The 24,954-nt window shown below is 42.2% G+C and carries 22 protein-coding genes; 17 read left to right on the top strand and 5 right to left on the bottom strand.

Annotated features, from left to right (window positions below; all coding sequences use genetic code 11):
• The first annotated feature begins 70 nt into the window (after nucleotides 1–70).
• Together NCCP2331_RS15490 and NCCP2331_RS15485 are read left to right on the top strand one after the other, a co-directional pair.
• Complete coding sequence (locus NCCP2331_RS15490) at nucleotides 71–325, top strand: AbrB/MazE/SpoVT family DNA-binding domain-containing protein (RefSeq protein WP_251671743.1); 255 nt, start codon at nucleotides 71–73, stop codon at nucleotides 323–325.
• Nucleotides 325–729, top strand: a complete 405-nt coding sequence (locus NCCP2331_RS15485; RefSeq protein ID WP_251671742.1) for a type II toxin-antitoxin system death-on-curing family toxin — start codon at nucleotides 325–327, stop codon at nucleotides 727–729. The genes NCCP2331_RS15490 and NCCP2331_RS15485 overlap by 1 nt, the downstream gene beginning before the upstream one ends.
• 42 nt (nucleotides 730–771) lie before the next feature.
• On the opposite strand, the gene NCCP2331_RS15480 is transcribed toward NCCP2331_RS15485, so the two are convergent.
• A complete protein-coding gene (locus NCCP2331_RS15480) occupies nucleotides 772–1,503 on the bottom strand; it encodes a Bax inhibitor-1/YccA family protein (protein ID WP_251671741.1) in 732 nt (243 codons plus the stop codon).
• A gap of 188 nt (nucleotides 1,504–1,691) precedes the next feature.
• Here NCCP2331_RS15480 and NCCP2331_RS15475 point away from each other — a divergent pair, with 188 nt between their 5' ends.
• From NCCP2331_RS15475 to NCCP2331_RS15435, 9 genes are all read left to right on the top strand, one after another.
• Complete coding sequence (locus NCCP2331_RS15475; protein WP_251671740.1) at nucleotides 1,692–2,879, top strand: AAA family ATPase; 1,188 nt, start codon at nucleotides 1,692–1,694, stop codon at nucleotides 2,877–2,879.
• Nucleotides 2,880–2,893: 14 nt separating this feature from the next.
• Nucleotides 2,894–4,330 carry a vWA domain-containing protein gene (locus tag NCCP2331_RS15470; RefSeq protein WP_251671739.1) on the top strand — a complete coding sequence of 479 codons (1,437 nt, stop codon included), beginning with the start codon at nucleotides 2,894–2,896 and terminating at the stop codon, nucleotides 4,328–4,330.
• Nucleotides 4,331–4,558: 228 nt separating this feature from the next.
• Nucleotides 4,559–6,778, top strand: coding sequence for an S-layer homology domain-containing protein (locus NCCP2331_RS15465; RefSeq protein ID WP_153722732.1), 2,220 nt, complete (start codon nucleotides 4,559–4,561; stop codon nucleotides 6,776–6,778).
• Nucleotides 6,779–6,917: 139 nt separating this feature from the next.
• Entirely contained in the window at nucleotides 6,918–8,498 is a 1,581-nt protein-coding gene (locus tag NCCP2331_RS15460) for a DEAD/DEAH box helicase (RefSeq protein WP_153722733.1), read from the top strand.
• On the top strand, nucleotides 8,452–9,234 hold the full coding sequence (locus NCCP2331_RS15455) for a YqhG family protein (protein ID WP_153722734.1): 783 nt from the start codon (nucleotides 8,452–8,454) through the stop codon (nucleotides 9,232–9,234). The genes NCCP2331_RS15460 and NCCP2331_RS15455 overlap by 47 nt, the downstream gene beginning before the upstream one ends.
• 345 nt (nucleotides 9,235–9,579) lie before the next feature.
• Nucleotides 9,580–10,269, top strand: a complete 690-nt coding sequence (locus NCCP2331_RS15450; RefSeq protein WP_153722816.1) for a response regulator transcription factor — start codon at nucleotides 9,580–9,582, stop codon at nucleotides 10,267–10,269.
• Entirely contained in the window at nucleotides 10,266–11,270 is a 1,005-nt protein-coding gene (locus NCCP2331_RS15445; protein WP_251671738.1) for a sensor histidine kinase, read from the top strand. Before NCCP2331_RS15450 ends, NCCP2331_RS15445 begins: the two co-directional genes overlap by 4 nt.
• 93 nt (nucleotides 11,271–11,363) lie before the next feature.
• Nucleotides 11,364–12,125 (top strand): ABC transporter ATP-binding protein, encoded by a 762-nt coding sequence (locus NCCP2331_RS15440; RefSeq protein ID WP_153722736.1) that lies wholly within the window; start codon nucleotides 11,364–11,366, stop codon nucleotides 12,123–12,125.
• On the top strand, nucleotides 12,115–14,064 hold the full coding sequence (locus NCCP2331_RS15435) for an ABC transporter permease (RefSeq protein ID WP_251671737.1): 1,950 nt from the start codon (nucleotides 12,115–12,117) through the stop codon (nucleotides 14,062–14,064). The genes NCCP2331_RS15440 and NCCP2331_RS15435 overlap by 11 nt, the downstream gene beginning before the upstream one ends.
• 236 nt (nucleotides 14,065–14,300) lie before the next feature.
• Here the strand turns inward: NCCP2331_RS15435 and NCCP2331_RS15430 are convergent, their stop codons facing one another.
• The 4 genes from NCCP2331_RS15430 to guaD form a co-directional block, all read right to left on the bottom strand.
• Nucleotides 14,301–15,647, bottom strand: a complete 1,347-nt coding sequence (locus tag NCCP2331_RS15430) for an MATE family efflux transporter (protein ID WP_251671736.1) — start codon at nucleotides 15,645–15,647, stop codon at nucleotides 14,301–14,303.
• Nucleotides 15,644–16,111 (bottom strand): GNAT family N-acetyltransferase, encoded by a 468-nt coding sequence (locus NCCP2331_RS15425; protein ID WP_251671735.1) that lies wholly within the window; start codon nucleotides 16,109–16,111, stop codon nucleotides 15,644–15,646. Before NCCP2331_RS15425 ends, NCCP2331_RS15430 begins: the two co-directional genes overlap by 4 nt.
• Before the next feature lie 78 nt (nucleotides 16,112–16,189).
• A complete protein-coding gene (locus NCCP2331_RS15420; protein WP_251671734.1) occupies nucleotides 16,190–16,753 on the bottom strand; it encodes a TetR/AcrR family transcriptional regulator in 564 nt (187 codons plus the stop codon).
• A 171-nt stretch (nucleotides 16,754–16,924) separates the two neighbouring features.
• Complete coding sequence (gene guaD, locus NCCP2331_RS15415) at nucleotides 16,925–18,292, bottom strand: guanine deaminase (protein WP_251671733.1); 1,368 nt, start codon at nucleotides 18,290–18,292, stop codon at nucleotides 16,925–16,927.
• Nucleotides 18,293–18,673: 381 nt separating this feature from the next.
• Here guaD and NCCP2331_RS15410 point away from each other — a divergent pair, with 381 nt between their 5' ends.
• The 6 genes from NCCP2331_RS15410 (at nucleotide 18,674) to NCCP2331_RS15385 (ending at nucleotide 24,934) form a co-directional block, all read left to right on the top strand.
• Complete coding sequence (locus NCCP2331_RS15410; RefSeq protein ID WP_251671732.1) at nucleotides 18,674–19,789, top strand: cupin domain-containing protein; 1,116 nt, start codon at nucleotides 18,674–18,676, stop codon at nucleotides 19,787–19,789.
• A gap of 68 nt (nucleotides 19,790–19,857) precedes the next feature.
• Nucleotides 19,858–21,312, top strand: a complete 1,455-nt coding sequence (locus NCCP2331_RS15405; RefSeq protein WP_251671731.1) for a four-carbon acid sugar kinase family protein — start codon at nucleotides 19,858–19,860, stop codon at nucleotides 21,310–21,312.
• Between the two features lie 143 nt (nucleotides 21,313–21,455).
• Nucleotides 21,456–22,466 carry a LacI family DNA-binding transcriptional regulator gene (locus NCCP2331_RS15400; RefSeq protein ID WP_251671730.1) on the top strand — a complete coding sequence of 337 codons (1,011 nt, stop codon included), beginning with the start codon at nucleotides 21,456–21,458 and terminating at the stop codon, nucleotides 22,464–22,466.
• 39 nt (nucleotides 22,467–22,505) lie between these two features.
• On the top strand, nucleotides 22,506–23,279 hold the full coding sequence (locus NCCP2331_RS15395) for an alpha/beta fold hydrolase (protein ID WP_251671729.1): 774 nt from the start codon (nucleotides 22,506–22,508) through the stop codon (nucleotides 23,277–23,279).
• Nucleotides 23,273–24,109 carry a class II fructose-bisphosphate aldolase gene (locus NCCP2331_RS15390; protein WP_251671728.1) on the top strand — a complete coding sequence of 279 codons (837 nt, stop codon included), beginning with the start codon at nucleotides 23,273–23,275 and terminating at the stop codon, nucleotides 24,107–24,109. Before NCCP2331_RS15395 ends, NCCP2331_RS15390 begins: the two co-directional genes overlap by 7 nt.
• A gap of 30 nt (nucleotides 24,110–24,139) precedes the next feature.
• On the top strand, nucleotides 24,140–24,934 hold the full coding sequence (locus NCCP2331_RS15385; RefSeq protein ID WP_251671727.1) for an HpcH/HpaI aldolase family protein: 795 nt from the start codon (nucleotides 24,140–24,142) through the stop codon (nucleotides 24,932–24,934).
• Nucleotides 24,935–24,954 lie beyond the last annotated feature (20 nt).

Raw genomic sequence — 24,954 nt, 5'->3', positions numbered from 1 at the left:
ATGAATTGTATATAATAGTTATAACGATTATAATAAATGAAAGAAGTTATAACGAAAGGAGACGTTGGAAATGGCTGCAATGGAAAGGCGAATTACACAAGTCGGTAATTCATTAGGGTTGACACTTCCTGCAGAAATGCTTAAGAAGTTAGATATTAAAAAAGGCGACGAAGTAAAAGTTGAGATGTTGGGCGATGAATTAGTGATTAAGAAGGTTCCACATTTAATTGAATTGCCAAAAGGCATTCCAGCTGATTTTTTTGATATTTTAAATGAAGAGATGGAAGCACATCATGAAGCATTGAAAGGCTTGGTCAATCGCTGATGCAGTATATTAACTTTCAAATGGCTGTTATGATCAATCAAAAAATCATATTGGAACACTCAGCGGATGAGCAAGTTGGCGTAAAGGATCATGGACTGTTGGATTCAGCATTGGCGCGGCCCCGACAGTCATTATTCGGGGAGGATGCCTATCCAGGCATTTACTTAAAAGCAGCGGCTCTAATGGAGTCATTAGCCCAGAATCACAGCTTTCATAATGGTAATAAAAGAACCGCGCTAATGTGCACTGCGATTTTCTTCCGTTTGAACGGCTATCTATTACGCTTTCAAGATCAGAAAAAAGAAGAAGATTTTGTAGTGGACATAGTGAAGCACCGTTATAGTTTGGAAGAGATTGCAGATGTGCTGGAAGAATATACCTCATGCAATGATGAAACACGCTGATCAAAAATTGCATCCTTTGATTAGCGTGTTTTTATTTCACCCTCATTTACTCCGAAGTTTCGAAATCAGCCGCAGTATCTCCAAATACAGCCATACCAGCGTCACCATCAAACCGAATGCACCGTACCACTCCATATATTTCGGTGCCTGCTGTTTAGCGCCTTCCTCAATGAAATCAAAATCCAGTACCAGATTCAGTGCAGCAATGACTACGATGACGGCCGAAATGATAATGCCGACCAAGCCAGTTTCATGAATGAAGAGAACGTTCATTCCAAAGAAGCGCAGGATCAAGTCTGCGATATAGACGAACATGACTGCTCCGGTTGCTGCGAAAACCCCGAGTTTGAAGTTTTGGGTCACCTTGATCCATCCAGATTTATAAATGAACAGCAGCGAAAACAATGTACCGAATGTCAGCAGGATGGCCTGCGTGGTGATTCCTGAAAACTGTGTTTCATACATGGCGGAAATCCCGCCGATTGCCAGACCTTCAAGCAATGCATATAACGGTGCCGTGTAGGCAGCTATTTTCTTCAGGAATATCGTAATGAGCGCCATTGTGAAACCGCCAATCAAACCAATCAACATGAGCGGCTGTATATCATTGCCTGCAAAGTACTGTGACCAAGTAAAAGCGGCTGTTGCGCATAAAAGGATAAACAGAAGAAAGGTTTTATTCACCGTACCGTTAATCGTCATGACTTGCTGACGGTTGTCGGCTCTTAGTCCGCGAAATGTATCTTTACCTAAACTTGGATTGGATGATCTCATATGCATTCATTCCTTTTTTGTTTTGATTATCTACATATACGTGAAGCATGCCGCTCAGGTTTCATTATATTTATGAGCTGGTGAGTTGATTCGGTTGAAACGGGGTAAGATGAACAGTAAGAGAAAACTGTGTACAGTTTGGCAAAATAGACTAAACGACAGAAAAATGTCTTGGAGAGGTTGTGCATGTGTTGAACAGCAGCTTACTGAAATTACATGAGATAAAGCGGGCCCTGAATGAGAAGTTTTTTGAGCGGGAAAGCGAAGTGGAGGGAATTTTAGTCGCTCTGCTCGCACGCCAGCATATGCTGATGATCGGGCCTGCAGGAACTGCAAAATCGGCGCTGTCTGCCGAACTTGCGAAAATTGTACAAGGCACGGAATATTTTCAGTGGCTGCTGACCCGGTTCAGCACGCCGGAAGAAGTGTTCGGACCGCTTTCATTGAAAGATCTGGAAGTAGGAGTCTATAAACGAAACACTGCCGCTAAAATGCCAGAAGCCCATCTCGTGTTTCTGGATGAAATCTTCAAAGCCAATTCCGCCATCCTGAACAGTTTGCTGACACTGATCAATGAAAGGCTGTTCTACAATGATGGTTCGCCGATTGAAGTCCCGCTCATGTCCGTCATCGGCGCGTCCAATGAATATCCGGAAGACGGGGAAGGACTGGAAGCGCTATTCGATCGTTTCCTTCTGCGGTTCGAGATCGATTTTATTGCGGATGAATCGAATTTCGTATCGATGATGAAAGATGAAGGCGCGGCTGTAGAAATGCCTGCGATGCAGCTGGATGAGCTGGTTCAGCTTCAGGAGTTAACTGACCAGGTGAAAATCCCGGATGAAGTTTATGAAACACTGTCATTTATACGCCGTGAGCTTCAGGATGAAGGAATCCAGCCGTCAGACCGTCGATTCAAGCAGTCACTAGGGATTTTGCAGGCAAAAGCACTGATTAATCAAAGGGAAACCGTGCAGATTGCCGATTTGGCGATACTGGAAAACGCACTCTGGGAAACACTTGATCAGAAAGAGGCCGTCTCCAATATAGTACGCAAATATGCGAAAGACCATGCGGCCCAGACGCTCGCATCGATAGAAACCGAAGCAAATGAAGTCTTTGACGCGGCGAAACGCGATCAGTCGACAGAAGCTGGCATGGAAGCAATACAGAAATTCCAGTCGCTGGCTGCCGATTTGATGAAGCTGAAAGAAACGGCACCGAACCGGGCGAAAGAAATCGATAGACAGCAGACGCAAGTGAATACGATGAAAAATGAAGTGGAAAGCAGCAGGCTAGATGCAGAGTACCTGGGTGCTGCCAACCAGAAGAATACTGGAACAGATGATCAGCACGGAGTCTTTTTCAGAATGTAAGGGGGCGGATTTTGATGAGAAGAAGTAAAATAATCGTAGATCAGCGCTCCGTATTAAACACAGATTCATTCGATAAGAGACGCTTCAAGGAACTGTTCGAAATGTCTGAAGGGCTTCAGAGAGTCAGGGAGGAAGGCGAGCTGCCGACGATGGAATGCCTGCTAGGCGATATATGGGCGGCTCTGTATAAAATGAAGCCCCATCTGCAGAAAGATTGTGATGGCGGGGCTTTAACACCCAACCGTACATTGATGGAACGCATCATGTCGGATGAACATTTCGAGAATACCCGCAGCTATACGAAGTTGGACGACCTGCAGTCTGCGGTCTGCACAGTGAAATTTGCGGAGGTCATTAATACGTGGATTGCAGAGGAAACAGCGCTCGACAAAGAATTTCAGCAGCAACTCGAAGCAGTAGAGGCATTGCAGGAGGAGTTTTCGGCGGAGCAGACAGACGAACAGGAACATGCGGAGAGCGGGACGTTGCAGGAGCTGGAAGAAGCGAGCCTGAAATTGAATGAAAAGCTGGAATTGACACTGGAAACCAACAGCGAGCGTTTCATGCAGGCAATGGATGAGGCAGTGGAAGAAACGATTAAGGTTAAAGACAGCGTCATTTCATTGATGGGCGCGGGGATAGGTAAAGGGACTGCGGATTTGAAGAAAGTGCCGCTGCGCGATCAGCTGGCAGTGGCGGAACAGGTGGCTCTTGATCCTAAAATGCAAGAGATTTCTGACTGGGCAGGACGTTTCAAAGAAGTGGCCAGGCAGAAGCAGAAGACGAAATATATGGACGCCATGGAGCGAAGAGGCGTAACGCTCGGCAATGAGATGGAAAAACTATTGCCAATGGAACTGGGGCTCTATACGCATGATGCCACTAAAAAAGATTTTCTGCGCCGCTTTGCAGAAGGCGAAACGATGCAGTTCGATCAGAAAAAGCGTGAAGATCTCGGAAAGGGACCGATTGTATTTTGCCTGGATCAGTCAGGCAGTATGAAGTTGCTCGACAATCAAGCGAAGGGTTTCATCCTGGCGCTGCTGACCATCGCGAAAAAACAACATCGGGATTTATGCGTGCTGCTGTTTTCGACGGAGCTGCAGAGCGACACATTTCCAAAAGGCAAAATCACCTCAAAAGAATTGATTCGCTTGGCAAGAACGTACTTAGGCGGCGGAACCAATTTCGCACTCCCGCTGGAAGGCGCACTGCAAGTCATTGGGAAAAGTGCATTTACTCAAGCAGATGTGATATTTGTAACGGACGGGGAAGACGAGTTGGGAGAAGAATTCCTCGAAGAATTCAACCAGAAGAAGAAGGAAAAAGAGTTTCAGTTGCTCACGCTAGTTATTGGAAATGAGACAGATGCAGCAGAAGCATTCTCGGACTGGGTAATCCATATTACGGACTTTGAAGATGAAGGAAGTTTTACGGCTTTTGAAATATAATCTGCCTAATAAATCTACACACTCATATCGCTAATGAGTGTTTTTTTGTGCCGAACGTTAGGAATGAATGAATTGGGCCGGACATAGGATGGATAGGAAATCGCGTACATAGCAGAGGGGGTACAAGTTCCCGTAGAAATTTATGTTGCAGTAAGGGAGTTAGTTCATATTTACATTATATGTGATTAATGACACAATTTTAAAAAACACTTACATCGGAGGGATATTTTGGTTACTATTAAAAAAATCAGTGCAATAGTCGCTTCTTCAGCTTTATCGATAGGCATGTTTTCGTCTTTTGCCGATGCTTCAACACTAGGGAATGGACAACCAGAAAAGACTAGGATTCAATTAGCGGCTTCAGAAAATATTTTTACAAAAGAAGAGTTAATCCGGAAATTCCATCAGACATTCCCTACTCAATTTGATTTTTTGAAAGCTGGAGATTTTCAGATGAATAGTGCACATATTTATCAAGACGACGAAACTGTGCGATACGATCTTCATTTTACGAAGATTATAAACGGCAAGCGCCTATCCGGCAATGTCGGTTTTGTTGGTGAAAAACTGGAGATTGAGTATTTCTACTACCAACCGGCAACTGTAACTGATGCTTTGTTCCCGGCAAAAGTATCAAAAGAGGAAGCTGGCAAAATAGCGAACGAATTTATTACAAAATTCCTTGACGGAAAAGACTATCAAATGGGACCAGACTCTTCTCATTATTATCCGAGAAAGATTTTGACAGAACCAATCCGGCATTCATTCTCTTTCACCCAAACCAAAAACCAGGTACCGATTGCTGACCGTCAGATTGAAGTAACTGTTCTTGGGAACGGAGAGATTGCAAGCTTTTATAAAATGATTGCCAATCCGAAAAAATCCACTTTCGATGATCTCGCAAAAGTTAAAGGTAAAGAAGAAATGATAAAGAAAGTCAAGAATCACCTAGCTGTAGAATTGAATTATCAAATTCATTTTGATTATGAAACGGGTGAGCGGGAAGTACGTCTTGGATACCAGCCGACTACAAATTTGCAGGGAATCCATGCAGTTTCAGGGGAATGGAAAACAGAAAAAGGATTTTCCGCAGGTTATCCATCCAACTCCCAAATTGAAATGCTGGCGGCTAAGCCTCTTCCGCCTCGGCAGGACGGTATAACAATAGATGCAGCCAAGAAAATTGCGGAACAATTGCTTGCGACTGATTCGGATCAAGTAAAATTGATGATCGAATCTATACAAGAAACGACAGATCATAATGGGCAAGACATCATCAGCGTTCAGTATATGTATCAATTGCCGAATGGCGGTTACGGTTCAAACTTGGAAATCAATAAGCAGACTGGTGAAGTCATGCAATTCCAGAGCCTCCAGGAACATGTATGGAAAGAGCTGGGGAAAGATACCGCCAATAAAGAGGCCATTTCCAAAAAAGAGGCACTCAAGAAAGCAATCACCTATGCTAAGGAGTGGGCATCATCCTACTTGCATCATTATGCTATGCCGGTAACAGAAGCATATACCGATGAAAAAACTGGCTTGACTTACTTCTCATTTCCGAGAGTAGTAAATGGAATTATCGTATCAGGTGATCAAATTATTGTGGAAATTGCTGCTGACGGTTCTTTAAACAGCTTGAATGTCAATTATCAGAACATCGAAAACTGGCCGGCAAGTGAGGACGCAATCCCTAATGAAAAAGCCCTGTCAATCTTCAAAGAGTCACTTGGGCTGCAACTGTTGTACATGAAGCAAAAGGAAACCGAAACTCACTATGAATTAGTATATACTCCTGTATTCAATGGCAATTCAAACAGTTATCTGGACGCAGGCACTGGAGAATGGAAAAGCTTTTATGGCGATGCTTCCTCCCTTCTCATTTCACATCCATGGGCAGAAGAGGAATTAAATTATTTGCTTCATGCCAAAGTGCTGGACGTGAAAGATGTTAAAAACTTCAACGCAGATGCTTCCGTCTCCAAAGGGGAAGCATTGAAGATTCTGATGAATTCACTCACATATTTCTATCAAGGCAGTTATCCTTACGGGCAAGAACAAGGGTCTCAAACCTTTGAAAATATCGGCAGTAAACACCCGCTGTATCACGTGGTTGAACGTGCTGCAGAATTAGGAGTCATTAAACCTGAAAAGAACTTTAGTGCAGAGTCTACTATCACCAAAGAAGAGCTGGCTGTTTGGTATACACGCGTGCTGGGACTTGAGCAGGCAGCAAAAAACGGCAGTATTTATAAGCTGAACTTTACCGATGCCAATGAAATCCACTCTGACTATATCGGGTATGTGGCAATCGCAAATTCACTGGGTATTTTGCATGCCGATAAAAATCTATTCCAACCGAAACAGAATGTGAATTATGCAGAGCTGGCAGCCTCTACAATTCGTTTGGCACATGCCATGGCTGAAAGTGGACGGGATTTACAATAGGAAGAACAGCTAAAAAACACGCTTACTAAAAAAGCGTGTTTTTTTGACGTGGATGAATCACTAATTTTCCCTATTGCTTTCATTTCATAAGAATTTCTTTTCTGGGCAAACTAATGAAAATGCAAGTTGAGGTGATGGTATGCAGATTGAAAGATCGACCGAATGGAAAGAAGGATTTAGTAAGCGATTAGAGGATCTTGAGACTTGGGATAATTGGACACTATATAAGATGAGTTATGATATCACGAAAACTAGTTTAATTACTGAATTCAAGGGTCTTCAATCTTTAAAATATTTACCTCATGTTACACCGCTTGCTCACCAATTAGAAGCGGCGGAGCGCGTCATTGAGGAAATGAATGGAAAAGCAATATTGGCGGATGAAGTGGGGCTTGGGAAAACGATTGAAGCGGGTCTGATCCTGAAAGAGTATCTGATCCGGGGACTGGTAAAGAAGGCACTCATCCTGGTTCCGGCTTCTCTTGCCAATCAATGGGTGGAGGAGCTGCATCTGAAATTCCATATTCCTGCGCTGCTGTACCGCAAAAATTATGAACTGGATCATGTGGATGTCGTCGTCATGAGTCTCGATACAGCGAAACGCAGCCCGCACCGGGAAAAAATCTATGCGCAGGATTACGACCTGATCATTGTGGATGAAGCGCATAAATTGAAAAATCATAAGACGGTCAGTTATACATTTGTGCAGAGTCTGAAGAAAAAGTTCTGTCTGCTTTTGACTGCCACACCGATTCAGAATGATGTGTTTGAATTATTTTATCTCGTAACACTGCTGAAACAAGGTCATCTTGGCAATTATGAGACGTTTTCATCAGTTTTTTCGAAAGGCAGACGGGATGCAGAGCAGGATGAATACCTGAAAGAATTGGTCAGTCAAGTGATGGTGCGAAACAGACGGCAGGACACAGGAATTGAATGGACGAATCGGAAAGTACAGGTAATGCCGATTGAATTTTCAACTGAAGAACGTACAGCTTATCAGATGCTGTCAGGCTTAAAAGATCAACATTCTTTATTTTCAGATGCTTTTACAATGATTACTTTGCAACGGGAAATGTGCAGCAGCGGGCAGGCGACTATCGGTACATTGAGCAAACTGCATGCAGAATGCGGTAATTTAGAAGCTGCCGCATCGATAAAAAAGTTAATTCTCCTGCTGGAACGCTTGCCTGACCACTCTAAAGCACAGAAAGCGGCGGAATTGATTCTGAAAGCGGACGATAAAGTGATTCTCTTTACGGAATATCGTGCCACGCAAAACTATTTACATGAATATTTTTATTCGAAAGGTATTTCCAGTGTGATTTTTAACGGGAAGATGAGTAAAAATAGCAGGGAATGGGCCAAGCATCTGTTTAAGCAAAATGCACAGGTGCTCATTGCGACGGAATCAGGTGCGGAAGGCATCAACTTACAATTTTGTCATCATGTCATCAATTATGATCTGCCCTGGAATCCGATGAAAGTGGAACAGAGAATCGGCAGGGTACACAGGCTGGGGCAGGAGCATGATGTGCAAATTTATAATTTGGCGATTCAGGACACGATAGAGGATCATATGCTTCATGTGCTGGAAGGAAAAATCGGTGTATTTGAAAAGGTGGTCGGAGAATTAGATGATATTCTGGCGGCCAAACTGAAGGAGGGCACGTATGTATCCGCAGCAGATTCACGAGTATCTCCGTCAATTTTTCAATGAAACCAATTGTCCGATCATCCATGAAAGCGAGCATTTTCTGCAGATTCAGTTAACAGTAGAAATGGATAAAAAAATCATGAACCGGCCATTTTACTGGCGTTATGTGGAAAGTATCCAGGAAACGCCAAAGCCCGCGCAACTTACACTTATCACAGATATCCGGCAGCTAACTAACGGGATGAAAGGCGAAGTCGTTCATATGGGGTCTCCGAGGCTTCATCAGCTGTTTCAAGTAACGAAGGAATTAGGCTCTTATGTGAAAATGTTTGAGCAAGTCAATCGAGAAGATGCCACGCAGACCGTTCTAACTCCTTGGCTGGGCGTCAATTATCAAATTTCATACAGCTGTCATCAAACAAAGGAAGAACTGTATTCATTGGGAATGAATCTGATGACCGGTGCGGTTTTTCAAAATTTTCACGAGACATTGACAGCACGTAATTTGCATAATACACCGCCTGATCATGTATTTCAGCTGCCTTATATCATATCGCCAGTACGTGCGCTTGACCGGCTGGAAGATGCGGTGGATGGATTGATTCAGAAACAGGATCCAAGCTGGGCGGAAGAGGCGAGAAGAAGATGGAAAAAAGATCAGGCAGTGCTCGATTACTTTTACGAAGGGCAAGACGATATGCCGGAGAGTTATGTTCTGGAAAAGCAGGCGATGGCAGAACGTTTTACCCCCCGGATTCGAGTAGATATTGTAAATGGCGGGTTGTTTTATTTACAATAGCGCGGGTCGGACAGGGAGAGCGAATTGTCTAAAGCAAAGCAAAGGCAGTCCCGAGAGTCAGCGGGACTGCCTTCTTACTTTTTAAAATACGTATACATATGACTGATTTGTTAAACAGGAAGCGGATCTCGAATTCAGCAGCAATTCATTTCGTGCTCTACCGTGAAACGGAATATACAAAATAACTAGACAGAGCAGATGGTCAAAGAAACGGTAACACAAAAAGAGCCTTTATTTTCTCCGGAGAACGATAAAAAGGGATCCACAAAAATCGTAAACTTGTGAGGGCAGGCTGTTTTGCTTATAGTGGTAAGTAACATAACTAAAAAAAGTGTGGTGAGACCGCTGTTTACAATCATGCTGATTGAAGACGATCAAACATTGTTCACTGAATTAAAAGAGCGCCTGGCGCAATGGTCATATGAGGTTGTTGGTGTGAAAGATTTTTCGAATGTGCTGCAGGAGTTTACAGCGAATAAGCCGGATCTTGTCATTATTGACATTCAGCTGCCGAAATTTGATGGATTTCACTGGTGCCGTATGATCCGTTCACACTCGAAGGTTCCGATTATTTTTCTGTCTTCACGGGATCATCCGACTGACATGGTGATGTCCATGCAGCTCGGAGCGGATGACTTTGTTCAAAAACCGTTTCATTTCGAAGTGCTGCTCGCAAAAATCCAGGCGATATTGCGCCGTGTATATAATTACAACGCGGAACAACAGCTGGAATTGAAAACCTGGCGCGGTGCGGCCCTGGATCTGATGAAAGGAACTGTCTCCAATACGGAGACATCGATTGAACTGACGAAAAACGAACTGTACATCTTGAAGTTACTTGTCGAGCGTAAAAATGAAATTGTCACACGGGAGGAAATCATCACGAGCCTGTGGGATGATGAAAGTTTCGTCAGTGATAATACATTGACGGTCAATGTCAACCGGCTTCGTAAAAAGCTGGCGGATATCGGACTGGGGGACGCGATAGAAACGAAAGTCGGCCAGGGCTATATGGCGAAGGACGATACCGTATGAGTAAAGAATTTATAAGAGAAAGAGCGAGCTGGATTCTATTTTTTTTATTTCTGCAGTTTCTCGTGCTGCTGATGGGCTATTTAGACACCAGTATTCCGATGCAGTCTGTTTTCTACATCACATTTTTGTCCACACTCTCTTTTCTGGCTTTTCTCTTCATCCGCTATTCAAAAGAAACCAGGTTTTACCGGGAATTGAAAAATCATCAGGATATTTTGGATCTGACAGCAGTGCCTGAAGCCAACAGCCCTTTTGAAAATATTGCTTCTCATAGAATGACGGAACAAATAGAAGCGTACAAAGATCGATTGGATAAATTAGAGATCAACGCTGAGCAGGAGAAGGATGAAATGCTCAATTGGATTCATGAAGTGAAAACTCCTTTGACGACCATGCAATTGATGATCGATCGCAGTGAGGACAAACCGCTTCGTGCACAAATTATGTACGAATGGCTTCGAATTCATTTGCTGCTCGATCAGCAGTTGCATTCAAAGCGTATTCCTTTTATTAAGAATGATTTATATGTTGAAGAGACCAGTTTGCAGGAGCTGGTGTTTCAGGAAATTAAGTCACTGAAGCTATGGTGTGTGCAAAAAGGAATCGGATTTGATGTGGATCTGCAGACTGACGAAGTGCTGTCGGATGGCAAATGGCTAGGTTTTATTATCCGGCAGTTGCTGACGAATTCAGTGAAATACAGTGAAGCATCCGATATACAAATTTGCAGCAGGGCAGATGGCGAAGTGAAGAAGTTATTCATAGAAGATCATGGACGCGGCATCGACGCGAAAGACCTCCCGCGAATATTCGATAAAGGCTTCACGGGTACGGTCTATCATCAAGATCACGCAGCGACAGGTATGGGCTTATATTTGGCAGGGCAAGTGGCGGAATCTCTGCATATTAAGATACAAGTCGAATCATCAGTTGGAACAGGCACGCGTTTCACTTTACTATTCCCGACGAAAAATGAAATGGTGCGTATTGCAGGCATGTGACGACAATGTCACATGCTTTTCTTCATTGTCATATCAAAGGCGGGAGAAAATTGGCCGGGTTGTTTATGATGAAGTTACTAAGGAGTGAGAGACATGGTCATTTTAGAAGCTTCAAAAATTTCTAAGACATATGGTAATAAATTAAATAGGCAAGAAGTATTGCGTGCACTCGACCTGCAAGTGAAAAAAGGTGAATTTGTCAGTATTATGGGGGCGTCTGGCTCAGGAAAAACGACGTTGCTGAATGTGCTTTCGTCGATTGACCGGGTCAGCCAGGGGGCAATCGAGATTGAAGGGCAGAACCTCAATCAGCTGAAAGAGAAGCAGCTGGCAGAATTTCGAAAGCAGCATCTAGGCTTCATATTCCAAGATTATAATCTGTTGGATACGCTGACAGTGAAAGAAAATATTTTATTGCCGCTGTCTGTGCAGAAAGTGAAGAAAAAAGTGGCGGATGATAGATTCAACGCTGTTGCGGCGGAGCTTGGTATTTTAGATATCCAGAACAAATATCCCAATGAAATCTCCGGAGGACAAAAACAGCGGACCTCTGCTGCACGGGCATTCATTCATGAGCCGAGCATTATCTTTGCGGATGAACCGACAGGAGCGCTTGATTCGAAGGCGGCATCTGATTTGCTGAATAAGTTGAGTGATCTAAATATCAAACGGAACACTTCAATCGTCATGGTAACGCATGATCCGCTTGCCGCGAGCTTCAGTGAACGGGTCGTCTTCATCAAAGACGGACAGATTTATACCCAGCTCAATAAAGGCGATCAGACGAGGAATGAATTTTTCTCGGACATCATCAAAACGCAAGGTGTGCTGGGCGGGGTGCAGTATGACGCTTAATCAGCTGATTTTTAGAAACTTCAAGAAAAACTTCAAGCATTATTATGTGTATATCTTTGCACTGATGTTCAGTGTCGGCTTGTACTTTTCCTTTGTCACACTGCAGTTCGATCCGGCAATGGATGAAACGAAAGGGACGTTAAAAGGGGCGGCTGCGATGAAAGCCGGTTCAGTGCTGCTGATTGCCATCGTGTCAGTATTTATATTGTATGCCAATAGTCTGTTCATCAAGCGCCGCGGAAAAGAAATCGGTCTTTTCCAGCTGATCGGCATGACGAAAGGGACGGTTTTCCGCATCTTGAGCTTTGAGAATCTGTTGCTGTATATTGTGTCGCTGCTGATGGGTGTCCTGCTCGGATTTTCGATGTCCCGACTGCTCATGATGATTCTTTTTAATGTAACCGGAATTGAAGATGTGGCTACATTGCATTTTTCAGTTGCCGCGCTGACACAGACGCTGATCGTATTTGCTGCGATTTACGTATTGATTTTACTGATGAATTTCATTTATATCAAAAGACAGAGCATACTTGCCTTGTTCCGGTCGACTTCGGTTGCACAGGAGCGTGTCCAGCGGATGTCGTGGTTCCAAATCGTGATCGGCATAAGCGGACTGCTGCTCATCGGACTCGGCTACTATCTATCGAGTATTCTTTTCAGTAAGGTACTGATGATGCAGCAATTATTCTTACTGATGATCGCGATTCTCGCCTCCGTCATCATCGGTACCTATTTATTCTATAAAGGCTCCGTCAGTTTCCTATTCCAGCTCGTACGCCGTCGGAAAGGGGGATATCTGAACGTCCGCGACGTCCTGTCACTGACATCGATCATGTTCCGGATGAAATCTAATTCGCTGCTGCTGACGATCATCACATCGCTGTCCGCACTGGCGATCGGATTGCTGTCCCTCAGCTATATTTCGTATTATTCAGCTGAGAAAAGCGTCGAGCAAAGTATCCCGGCAGATTTCTCTATCGCAAAAGACGAAAATATCCCTGAGTTCACAGATGAACTGCAGAAAGAGGGCATTGCGTATGAAATTGATAAAATTGCCTTGCAGACTCTTCAGGCAGACATAACCGGGGCGGTGTCATTTGGATCAGGAGCAGATAATCCATTCGCCGAACTTGCTGAAGAGACGGAAATGACTGTCATCAGCGACCGCGACGTACCTTCAATAAAAGTCGGAGAGAATGAAGTGTATTTCATGAATCAAATGACATTGCTCGACAGTTTCCTGAAATTCCAGACAAACGGGGAAGTTGTCTTTTCAGGCAAAGAGGGAACGTATCCTTTATTGCTGAAAAGTATATCCGAAGAGACAGTGCTGCCGATCCGTATTTCATCCGGTTTCCCCATTGCTGTAGTTAGCGAAAGTATGTATAAGGAAATGAGCTGGGATCTCGATCCGTCACTTTCACCGGAGTTCACTCAATATACGGGCATTCATATCAAGGACCGTTCACAAGTGAAACAAGCGGATGAAATCTTCAGGGAGACGGAACTTCGGATATGGGCCGGTAATGAATCGAAGTATGAGGAATTTACAAAGCAGAAGCAGAACATGGGAATGATCCTGTTCATCGTCGGCTTCCTCGGCCTTGCATTCCTGGTGACGTCGGGCTGTATTATCTATTTCAAGCAGATGGATGAAAGTGAGGACGAAAAGCCGAATTACACAATTCTGCGCAAACTCGGCTTTACTCAGAATGATCTGCTGCAGGGAGTCCAGCTGAAACAGCTGTTCAATTTTGGGATTCCTCTTGTTGTCGGCTTGTGCCACAGCTACTTTGCCGTTAAATCGGGCTGGTTTTTATTCGGAACAGAAATGGTGACGCCGATGCTTATTGTAATGCTGATCTATACCGTATTGTATTCAATATTCGGTGTGCTGTCGGTGCTGAATTATAAGCGGGTCATCAGAGAAGCGCTATAATTATATAGAAAGGAAAAAGCTGTCCCGATTTTAATTTTGGGACAGCTTTTTCTTATGGGAATGGCGGATATGGTGGTGACACGCGTCAAAAAGATGCCAGACCGCGCCAAAAAGCTTCGTGACCGAGCCGAAAACGATCCTAACTACGCGTTTACAAAGCCGCAACGCGCCAAACGGTATATTGAACGAACCAAGGCAGCTGTTCACCGCACCATTCCGCCAGTCGTTTCCTGCTATCAGACTAGCCGAGCTTTTTTGGCAGCATTCCGCTGATATAAAAAGACCCCGGCAAACACCAGGAATTCAGACGCAGGAATCGCCAGCCAGATCCCGTTCAGACCAAACAATCTCGGCAGGATCATCAGGAAAATCAGCATAATGATAATTTCACGTGAAGCAGTGATCCAAGTCGCCATCCTTACGTTCCCGACAGATTGATAAAACGTCATCATGACAAAGTTCGTGCCTGTAAACAAGTAGGCAATGAAGAACAGATTGATGCCGGTGCTTGCTAAATTACGCACATCCTGGGGGAAATCACCGAAAATCGAAACGATCGGGCCGGCAGCAAATTGTCCAATGAGGAAAAAAACGGCTCCCGCCAAGACAACTGTCAACGTGGCTTTTTTCATCGTTTCTTTCTGACGCCCAAGATTCCCCGAACCGTGGTAATAACTGATCAACGGCTGAATTGCCCCGCCCATTCCCAAAAACAGCATGAGCATAACGCTATGGACGTAATTCAAAATGGAAAATGCCGCAACACCTTCAGTACCAGCCATTCTTTCAAATGCGATATTATGTGAAATCGTAAAAACAGAAATGCCCAGTTCAGACAGGAAACTTGGAAAGCCGACAATGATGATTGCCGTGAAGAGCTTTCTATTAAATGAAAGACGAATGAGCTTCAGATTATTTGTCTTCTTGAAGAAGTGCGTGACTAATACAAGCATTCCCAAGAAGGAGGCAATGATTGTCGCCATAGCTGCACCTGAAACGCCCCAATCAAAAATGAACAAAAATACGTAATTCAATAAGATATTGACTACTGAAGTAACGATCAATCCGATCATCGACAGATTCGGAGCCCCGTCATTCCGGACAAAAATACTGAATGTATTCTCCACTGTGAAAATGAATCCAAACAGCAGGATCACAAATAAATAGTCAGACACATAGGGAAATGTCTCTGTATTTGCACCAAGCGCATAAGCGAGCGGATTGCGAAAAATGAATGCCGTCAGTCCGAGCAGCAGCGTGAAGAAAGCAATTGAAAAGATTGCATGAGTAAATATTTCCCGTGCTTTTTTAACGTCTTTTGCACCCATTGCCATCGAGTACTTTGTGGCGGCACCGACCCCGATCCAAAGTGAAATCGCAAAGAAAATCGTATAGACAGGGGCAGCAATTCCTACACCCGCCAGCGCTTCTGCACCCAATCGGTTACCGACCATGATCCCGTCAGCTACGATATTGATCGCCATCAGCAGCATGCCGACCGTGGACGGAATTAAATAACGCAGAAAGATGCGTCCAACAGGTTCTGTATCCAATTGATTCAGCTTAGATGAAGAAGAGCTCATGCTAAAGGGCTCCTTTTCAAATCAAGTTCCATGACAAGACAAGGGAATTCGCCGGCATCATCTACTTTTCCATTTAACGCGAATCCGAATTTTTCATACAGATGCTGTGCTTTTTTATTATCGGGATAAATGCTTAAGAAAATTATGTCACAAGAATACTTTTGCTGCATTTCTTTCAGTAATAAACCTAGAAAACGACTGGCATAGCCTTTGCCCTGATAATTTTGATCAATCATAAAGCGGTCCAGCCACACATTATTACTCGTTTTGTCACGGCCGTGCATCGCATAGCCGATTAATTCTTCTTTGTCATATAAACCGACTGATTTCCATTCCGGCTCAAATTTAGACTGAGCCAGAGAAAATGAGTTGCTTTCAATAAAGTCTTTCTGATTGTCATTCACTGATAAATAGGCGATATCCTCCCAATTTTCAGCTGTTACCTCACGTATGTGGAGGCTCATAATTCCATCTCGCTTTCAAATTTGTTGTAAAACATAAAAACCTATTTTGTTTTATTGGTTTTTTTACTTAATAAAAAATCATAGATTCGTACTTTTCTTAACGAATCCAAACAGTAAAATATCGACAATCGAGTCAAGCGCTTCTGTCACTGTGATACTGTTTTCATAAAAGAACTGTCGATCCATAGTGGAGTTGGTCGCATCAATGATCAGCTTCATCAGCAGCGAAACATTTTGGTCTGCAATGATACCTTCGCGGATCCCTTGATCAATCAGTTCGCGCAGCTCGTCCCACTCGTTCAGTGCAGCATGGACACGTTCCCATTGTGCCGGGTGTGATTTACGCATTTGGTCAAGAATCTGCCAATTATAAAAGTCATTATATTTTGGAATGACCGTAATGACTTTTTTTATCTTTTCAATTAATGTTAACTCTGTATCCTGCATAATGACTTCCGTTTTATCGTCAAACTCCTGTAATGTGGAATCGATAATCGCATCAAGGATCTCCGTTTTGGAAGAAAAATGTTCATACAGAGTTCGTTTACTGATACCAAGCCGTTTAGCCAAATCATCCATTGTGAACTTCATGCTTTTCTCATGAACCTCTTCCAAAAAAGCTTTCATAATCCGTGCTTTCATTTATCTATCTCCTTCTAATAAGGAAAACTTAAAAAACAAATTTAGTTTCCTTGGTTCATTTTAATTATATAGAAAGGAAAGGCGAAAAGCAAAGGAAGATACTTTTCAAAAACTAATCGATAGGACGTAAAAAAATCCGGATTGCTGAATTTGTTCAGCAATCCGGATTTTTTATCGTCTGGAATGAACTAATTCGCCCTGTACCCAAACATCTTGAATATTCTCGGGACGAACTAGATAGAGGATCTTCTCGAAAAGATCTTGAAGATTTATTTCATCATCGAACAGCGGCAGGCGGGCTGTTGGGACAGTCGTATTGACTCGCTGCACATCCCACGCATAACCTTCTTCCAAACGTCCAATCGGAAGACTCAGGCTTTCTCCGCCGCCAGCTGTCAGATAATAGAATGCTTCAGTTAAAGTGATGCGGGATTCGTTGACCCCCCGCTGATCAGCAGGCAGGCTTGTATCCACACCATCTTCAAGAATACGTGAAGAGATAACGGCCTGACGGGCATTGTCATACAGACTTGGAGAAAAACCACCCGCGATGTCGGAACCAAGACCGATATCTACACCTATCGAACTGAATCGTGCAGCTGGCAGTACGCTGTTGGCAAAATAGGCATTGGATATTGGGCAATGTGCAATGGCGCTGCCAGTTTCAGCAAATAACGCCGCGTCTTCATCGGATAAGAAATTGCAGTGTGCCATAACCGACTTATCCTGCAGAAGTCCGAACACATTCAGCGCCTGTGCATCATTTTTACCGAGTCGCTGCTGCACATGCTGATGAGCCCAGTCACTTTCACTGCAATGCGACTGGATATGCGTATCGTGCTTTTTAGCAAGTTCACCAAGACCTTGAAGCGCTTCATCGGTGCAGCTCGGAATGAAACGTGGCGTTACAACAGGATAAACCCCTTGCTTCGTTGTTTTCCCCAGCTCTTTAACAGCCAGAATAAATTCCTCCGTATCCTGCAACGCACTTTCTGTACTCTCATCGCGGTAGGAAGGGGAAGTTTCATCGGGGTGATCCATGACTACTTTGCCGACTAGCCCTCTCTGTCCTTTTTTCGCGCAGATTTCTGCTAACAGTATAGAAGCTTCCTTATGGACAGTGGCGAAATAAAGGGCAGTTGTCGTTCCGTTGGCAAGCAGAGTTTCAACAATATCTTCATACACATTCTCTGCGTATGCCAAATCAGAGAAACGAGCTTCTTCAGAAAACGTATACGTACTCAGCCAATCGTTCAGCGGAATATCAAGAGCTGTGCCGGCTTGTGCCCACTGTGATGCATGATTATGCAAATCGATGAAGCCTGGCAGCAGATAGGAACCTTTTTCGATGCGGTGGAAAGAATCGGCCTGTTTATACTTCTCCAGCACCGAATAATAAGAGTTGTCTTCAGGCCGGATGATACGGGCAATTATCCCATCCTCCGCAATGCAGAATAAGCAATCCTCCAGAATTTCAATCTCTTCGTGAGTGCAGCTTGTAAAGGCTGTTGCAAGAAAAACTTGTGCGTATTCAGTCATGAATTGGGTCGCCCTCCATTGGATATGAATTTTCACATGCAGAAATGGTTACGAATATTCTATCCCCAGTATGACTGTTCTATTTAACCTATGCAAACCAGAACATTCATTAGTAAATAAAGCGGAAACTAGAATGATTAGGAGGTAATATATTGTGCTTCCGGCTTGCTTTCACGTTGCAAATTAATTTTCTTTATGTAAACCTTTACATAGAATGATATGAAAGCATCGAAAAAGTAGACTTTTTAGGTAATATAACTCATTTTTCTAATAAAATCAAAAAAACTGTTGTAAACCTTTACATTTAGTTTTACACTAGTTTCAGATTAGTCGGAAAAGAAAGTTTGTCCGAACACCCAAAATACTAGGAGGAATGAAATCATGGTAAAAGAAATTTTTAGCAGAAAAGAAATAGAAAAAAGAGTTATTAGAAAAGCAGATTTAGTTGCAGATAAAGCAGCATTTATTGATGCGAAAACTCCAGGCTCAGACAAGAAAGAAAATTACTGCATCATTGGTCCCGGAGTATCTGAAAGCGGTACAGCAGTTATTAATCTGAAGGAGCCGCACGGTTTTAATGTCGGCGCTGCAGCCATGCCTAATGGTTGTGTGAACTCACTTCACCTCCATCAAACAGCTGAAGTCTTTATCGTTGCGAGAGGTACATGGCGGTTTATTTGGGGCAATGACGGCACGGACGGTGAGGCAGTTTTAAACGAAGGAGATGTAATTTCATTACCTACCCACATTTTTCGCGGCTTTAAAAATATCGGTTCTGATGATGGTTTCTTATTCTCGGTATTAGGTGAAGATGATCCGCAAAGCGTTACGTGGGGCCCGCAAGTTTTACGTGATGCAGAAGGGCACGGTTTAGTTTTGCTTGAAGACGGTCGTTTGATCGATACTTCTAAGGGAATGGAAATTCCAAAAGATGTGGGAGTAATCAAACCTACACCTCAAGAAGAATTAAATAAACTCCGAAAAGTTACGCAAGAAGAAATGGAAGCACGCGTATTCTGGTTTAAAGATCGCACGCCTTATGAAGACGCTTTCTTGGACAGCCGTTCAGAAGGTGGAAAAAAATATTCTTACGGTATTATTGGACCTGGTATCGCAGATGACGTTAACCGTCCTTCCATCGTAAATAATGAGCATTCTTTTAGTCTGGAACTTATTGAAGCAGAGCCGGGAAATGGGCTTAACGCCTATAGCCAATCTACACCGCAAGTTCTAATTGTTTATAAAGGTGAATGGAAAGTTACTGTCGGCTTGGAAGATGGAAAGGAATTTGAAGTAGTTTTAACCGAAAAAGATACGTTCTCTGTACCTAAAGATCATGTACGAAGTATTAAAAATGCAGGCAATGAGACAGGTTTTATTTACGTGATCAGCGGGGGAGACGAATGGGTTTCGCTTGATTGGTCAGATGAAGTAATCGAGGAAGCAAAAAAGTATAATCTGTTTAAAGATGCAGAGGGAAAGTTAGTCAAGAAGTAAGACGTAGGCTGTGCAATAAAAGTGGTAATTGTCTATGATCCCAATCATCGGCAATTACCCTTCTCAACTTGTATAAGAAAATTGCAGGGGAGGAGAAAGGAATATACTCTACTTTAGATAATATCACAAAAAGTTTAACAGTTTCTTGGCATCAACCAGGTTCACTAGAAGAAATACAGCACGTCAATAAACAGCTGAAGCGCAAAATTATTGTTCTGGACGACGATCCAACGGGAGCTCAAACAGTGCAGGACCTTTCCGTTTTAACAGTTTGGAATAAGACTGAGATTCAGAATGCTTTCCAAAATAATGATCATATATTTTATATTTTAACGAATACAAGAAGTTATGAGAGAAAAAGAACAACCAACATTATTAGAGAAATTATGGAGAATATTATTTCCGTAGCTAATGAGCAGGGTTATAAATTTACAATCATCAGTAGAGGGGATTCTACACTTCGGGGACATTATCCTCTTGAATTGAACGTAGCAAGTGAAGTTTTACTTGAAAATATGAAAGAACAAGTTGATGCTCAGATTATTATACCTGCTTTTTTTGAAGGCGGACGATACACATATAATAACATTCATTATGTTGAAGTAAACGGGCAGCTAGTGCCCGTAAATCAAACTGAATTCGCAAAAGATCGTGCATTCGGATTTCTTAACAGTAATTTATGTAATTGGATAGAAGAGAAAACGCAAGGTGAAATCAAAAGTACAGAATGTCAATCCATTTCGATTGAAGAATTAAGAAATGGTCCTGATGACATAATTAAACGCCTTTTAAAAACTGAAAAAAATCAGCCGATCATTGTGAATGCTCTTAGCTATGATGACGTAGATGTTTTATCTTATGCAATATTAAAAGCAGAAGAATTCGGAAAGAAGTTTGTCTTTCAGGCATCTGCTTCGTTTGTTAAATCTTTTGCTGGTATTGAAACAAAACCTTACTTAGAGAAAAAGCAGATGATATTACCAGGAAATGAAGATAAAGGCGGCTTAGTAGTTGTAGGTTCGCATGTGAAAAATACATCAAGACAATTGGAGAAACTTCTGCAGTATTCTGAATGTGTAACTGGTGTGGGAGTAAATGTGAATTGCCTGTTGGAAGGCTCACAGAGAGCTGAAGAAATTGATAGGGTTAGCTTGAAAATACACGACTTAATAAAAACAGGTGTTACAGCAGTTGTTTATACTAGCCGCGATCTAGTTGCAGCGGAAGACCAAGTCAGTAACTTAAAAATTAGCCAGCAAGTTTCGGGGTCTCTCACAGAAATAGTGAAAGGTATGGAGATTACACCCAGCTTTGTTATTTCAAAAGGCGGAATTACTTCCAGTGATATAGCTACGGAGGGCCTTGGGATCAAAGTAGGCAGAGTCATTGGACAGGCTGATGCAGGCATACCTGTATGGCTGACGGGCGAAGAAGCGAAATTTGCTAAAATTCCTTATATTATATTCCCGGGAAATGTCGGGAAGGAGAACACGTTGCTGGAAATTGTTAATAAGCTTATTTAAAGAATTCTTTTCTTTAATAGTGATGAATGAAGTTTATAATGTAGAGACTGGTTTAAGGAAACCAGCAGATGTTATGACAATAGCTTACGCTGTCAAATCACATTATAAACTAAACATTTCAATTGAAGAGAGGAAAAATACTATTGGTAAATATATTTGATGTTGCTAAGTTGGCAAATGTATCGATCGCTACTGTTTCAAGAGTTACCTCAAACAAAGAGGGAGTTAATGAAGCCACGAAAGCTGCTGTACTGAAGGCGATGGAGGAACTTGGCTATAGACCTAACAGCGCTGCCAGGACATTACGAATGTCTAAAAGTAATATTATTATCGTTTTAATGCTGAATATTAAGAACTCCTTCTACTCTGAATATATTAGAGGGTTAGAAGAAGTGGCTCAAAAGGCTGGATACTTTCTATTAATCGGCAGTACCGATGGTGATATGACAAAAGAAAAAAAATATATGAATCTTATTCATGATAGCCGGGTAGATGGTGTGATTTTGACAACAGAAGGAATAATGAATGAGTCTTCCATTAAGAAGATCAATAAAAGCAGTCCAGTAGTCTTAACATTCGACTACGTCCCAGGTCAAAACATTCCATCCATATCCATTGATAATGAAAGTGCAAGCAGAAAAATTACGAATCACCTAATTAATTTAGGCCATAAAAGAATTGCTCACATTACAGGTTATATGGGGCGCTTGCAAAGTCAAACCCGTTTAAACGGCTATAAACAAGCTTTGTTACAACATAATATTACTGTAGAGGAAGCTCTGATCCAAGAAGGCGGATATCTATTTAAGGATGGATATGCAGCAGCTCAGAAATTACTGAGTTTTGATAAATTGCCTTCAGCAATATATGGCGGAAATGACAATATTGCTATCGGAGCCCTAAAGGCAGTTCAGGAAGCAGGATTGCGGGTACCGGAAGATATTGCCATTGTTGGCTTTGATAATCTGGATATTGCTAATTATATGACACCCGGGTTAACAACGATACATCAGCCAAGATATGAGATAGGAAAACGCGCGATGAGTTTATTATTGCTGAAAATAGAAAATGCTGAAATAGAAAAACCCCATATTATTCTGGAAGATCAATTAATTATAAGAGATTCATGTGGTTACAATTTAAAAGAAAAATAATTAAAACCAGTTTTAATTTGTAGAAATGGGAGGATGCACATGACAAAAATTCCACTTGTTTTGTTGCCGGGCACTCTTTGTGATTCGGAATTATGGGTATATCAGACAGCTCATTTATCAGATATCGCTGAAATACAAATTGGTGATATTACAAAATCTTGCACAATAGAAAATATGGCAAAGGATGTTTTAGATCAATCCCCCCCAAGCTTTGCTTTAGCGGGATTGTCGTTAGGCGGGATTGTTGCAATCGAAATTGCCCGCCAGGCACCGAAAAGAGTCATAAAGCTTGCGTTGATGAATTCAACAGCTAATCCTCCTTATTCACACCAGCAAGAACAGTGGAGCCAGCTTATTGATGAAGTAGAAAAAGGAGATTTCTTGGAAGTGGTAGAGAAAAAGTTTTTGCCGAATTTACTTTACAAAAAGCACTCTGAAAAAAAATCTATCTTGCTGAAAGCCAAAAAAATGGCTGAAAGAGTGGGAAGTCAATCATATTTAAATCAATTGAAAGCGGTTACTTCAAAGCCGGATGGATTTGAAGTATTGCCTGCATTAAACATTAATACCTTATTAATTACTGGCAGCGAGGATATTTTATGCACGGCAGAGACGAATGAAAAAATGAAAGATTTTATTCCAGATGCCGATTTAATTGTAATCGAAGAATGCGGTCATTTGTCTCCTATGGAACAACCGCAGAAAGTTACGGAAGAAATGAGAAAATGGCTGCTGAAAGATCGAAGAATTTCAAAGTGTAAAAATTGTTCATGCGGAAAAAAGAACAATAAAAAAGGTGTGACGAATTGTTAGTAAATACAAAGGCTATTTTGCAGGCTGCCCAGCAGAATAAATATGCAGTCGCCGCATTCAGTGTATATAACTTAGAAACTATTCAAGCGGCAATAAATGTGGCTGAGAAAGAACAACATCCAGTTATATTAGCGATTGCGGAACGTTACTTTTCCACAGTTGATATAGAAGGGGTATCCAGCTTAGTGCAAACTATGGCGCATAATGCCAGTGTGCCGATAGGGCTTCACTTAGATCATGCCTATAAAAAAGAAACGATTTTAAGAGCTGTGCGTAATGGATTTACCTCAGTCATGTTTGACGGTTCGCAGCATCAATTTGAGAAAAATGTTCGTTTGACAAAAGAGATGGTGGAGATTGCTCATTTAGCCGGTATTTCAATTGAAGCTGAAATTGGTTCCTTGGCCCGCGGTGCTTTCTCTGATGAGGAGCAGGGGAGCGGAGCTTTAACTGATCCTCTGCTGGCACAAGAGTTTGTGGAAGAAACTGCTGTTGATTTCTTAGCGGCGGCAATTGGCACTGTGCATGGTTTAAATGTTTCAGAGCCGAATATTAACCTTGGATTACTAGAAGAAATTAAGAGAAACGTTAATGTGCCTTTAGTTTTGCATGGCGGCTCAGATACCCCCGAAATTATGCTTAGGCAAGTTATCGAAAGAGGAATTTGCAAAATTAATGTTAATACAGATGTATCCATTAAAGCCATGAACTTTTTAAAGACAGCTATTGAACAGAATACCTATACTCATTTATCCAATCTAATGGAAGATATGCAAAAAGAAATGGAAGAATATATGACGTATTTAGTCAAGCTATTTAAAGAGAATTAAAATAACAGTACATTAAGGCGGTTGTTTAAGATGTTAAAGAAAAATGAACTATTTGTTAATAAAACGAAAGCACTTTTGAAAGATGAAAAGAAAACAGTTGGATCATGGCTTCAATTAGCCAGTCCACTATCAGCTGAAATTATTGCAAAAGCAGGTTTTGACTGGGCTTTAATCGATATGGAACATGCTCCCGGAGATATAATGACGCTGATAGGGCAGTGCCAGGCGCTGAATGCTTATGATGTTGAACCTTTTGTAAGGACGCCCTGGAACGATAAGGTGATTATCAAAAAGATTTTGGATGCAGGCGTTTATGGAATATTAGTGCCATATGTCAATACAGCTGAAGAGGCGAGAGCGGTCGTGGCTGCTGCGAAATATCCTCCTGAAGGTGTTCGTGGGATTGCACCAAGTCCTCGTGCAGGGGGCTTCGGGATGAATGACTTAAATTATTTACAACACGCAAATGAACAGATGCTGATTATAGTAGCGATTGAAACACCTGAGGCAGTTGAGAATGTAGAAGAAATATTGGCTGTAGAAGGATTAGACGGTGTCTTTGTGGGACCGATGGATTTAGCGACTTCTATGGGGCATTTCTGTAATCCCGCGGCTGAGGAAGTGCAGGATGCCATTGCGAAAGTCGAAAGTGCAACGTCAAAGAGTGATAAATTTATTGGTACAGTAGCCGGCAGTATTGAGCAGGCAGTAAGTTTATACGAAAAAGGATATACGTTTGTAGTCGCGATGTCTGATAGCGTTTCATTGGGGAAATTAGCTATGCAAAATGTAGCAACATTCAACTCAAATTTCCCGGATCGTTAATTATAGAATTGGTAGAAGAA

This window comes from Sporosarcina sp. NCCP-2331 (assembly GCF_023707945.1).
In the GTDB taxonomy this organism is placed as follows: Bacteria; Bacillota; Bacilli; order Bacillales_A; family Planococcaceae; genus Sporosarcina; species Sporosarcina cascadiensis.
The sequence above is the reverse complement of the archived record's forward strand: the minus strand, read 5'-3'. Positions and strand labels throughout refer to the sequence as shown.

What these genes read in the sequence shown, in the direction of transcription:
- NCCP2331_RS15490 (WP_251671743.1), top strand. Translation starts at nt 71, where the DNA reads ATGGCTGCAATGGAAAGGCGAATTACACAAGTCGGTAATTCATTAGGG.
- NCCP2331_RS15485 (WP_251671742.1), top strand. Translation starts at nt 325, where the DNA reads ATGCAGTATATTAACTTTCAAATGGCTGTTATGATCAATCAAAAAATC.
- NCCP2331_RS15480 (WP_251671741.1), bottom strand. Translation starts at nt 1,503, where the DNA reads ATGAGATCATCCAATCCAAGTTTAGGTAAAGATACATTTCGCGGACTA.
- NCCP2331_RS15470 (WP_251671739.1), top strand. Translation starts at nt 2,894, where the DNA reads ATGAGAAGAAGTAAAATAATCGTAGATCAGCGCTCCGTATTAAACACA.
- NCCP2331_RS15460 (WP_153722733.1), top strand. Translation starts at nt 6,918, where the DNA reads ATGCAGATTGAAAGATCGACCGAATGGAAAGAAGGATTTAGTAAGCGA.
- NCCP2331_RS15455 (WP_153722734.1), top strand. Translation starts at nt 8,452, where the DNA reads ATGTATCCGCAGCAGATTCACGAGTATCTCCGTCAATTTTTCAATGAA.
- NCCP2331_RS15445 (WP_251671738.1), top strand. Translation starts at nt 10,266, where the DNA reads ATGAGTAAAGAATTTATAAGAGAAAGAGCGAGCTGGATTCTATTTTTT.
- NCCP2331_RS15440 (WP_153722736.1), top strand. Translation starts at nt 11,364, where the DNA reads ATGGTCATTTTAGAAGCTTCAAAAATTTCTAAGACATATGGTAATAAA.
- NCCP2331_RS15435 (WP_251671737.1), top strand. Translation starts at nt 12,115, where the DNA reads ATGACGCTTAATCAGCTGATTTTTAGAAACTTCAAGAAAAACTTCAAG.
- NCCP2331_RS15430 (WP_251671736.1), bottom strand. Translation starts at nt 15,647, where the DNA reads ATGAGCTCTTCTTCATCTAAGCTGAATCAATTGGATACAGAACCTGTT.
- NCCP2331_RS15425 (WP_251671735.1), bottom strand. Translation starts at nt 16,111, where the DNA reads ATGAGCCTCCACATACGTGAGGTAACAGCTGAAAATTGGGAGGATATC.
- NCCP2331_RS15420 (WP_251671734.1), bottom strand. Translation starts at nt 16,753, where the DNA reads ATGAAAGCACGGATTATGAAAGCTTTTTTGGAAGAGGTTCATGAGAAA.
- guaD (WP_251671733.1), bottom strand. Translation starts at nt 18,292, where the DNA reads ATGACTGAATACGCACAAGTTTTTCTTGCAACAGCCTTTACAAGCTGC.
- NCCP2331_RS15410 (WP_251671732.1), top strand. Translation starts at nt 18,674, where the DNA reads ATGGTAAAAGAAATTTTTAGCAGAAAAGAAATAGAAAAAAGAGTTATT.
- NCCP2331_RS15395 (WP_251671729.1), top strand. Translation starts at nt 22,506, where the DNA reads ATGACAAAAATTCCACTTGTTTTGTTGCCGGGCACTCTTTGTGATTCG.
- NCCP2331_RS15385 (WP_251671727.1), top strand. Translation starts at nt 24,140, where the DNA reads ATGTTAAAGAAAAATGAACTATTTGTTAATAAAACGAAAGCACTTTTG.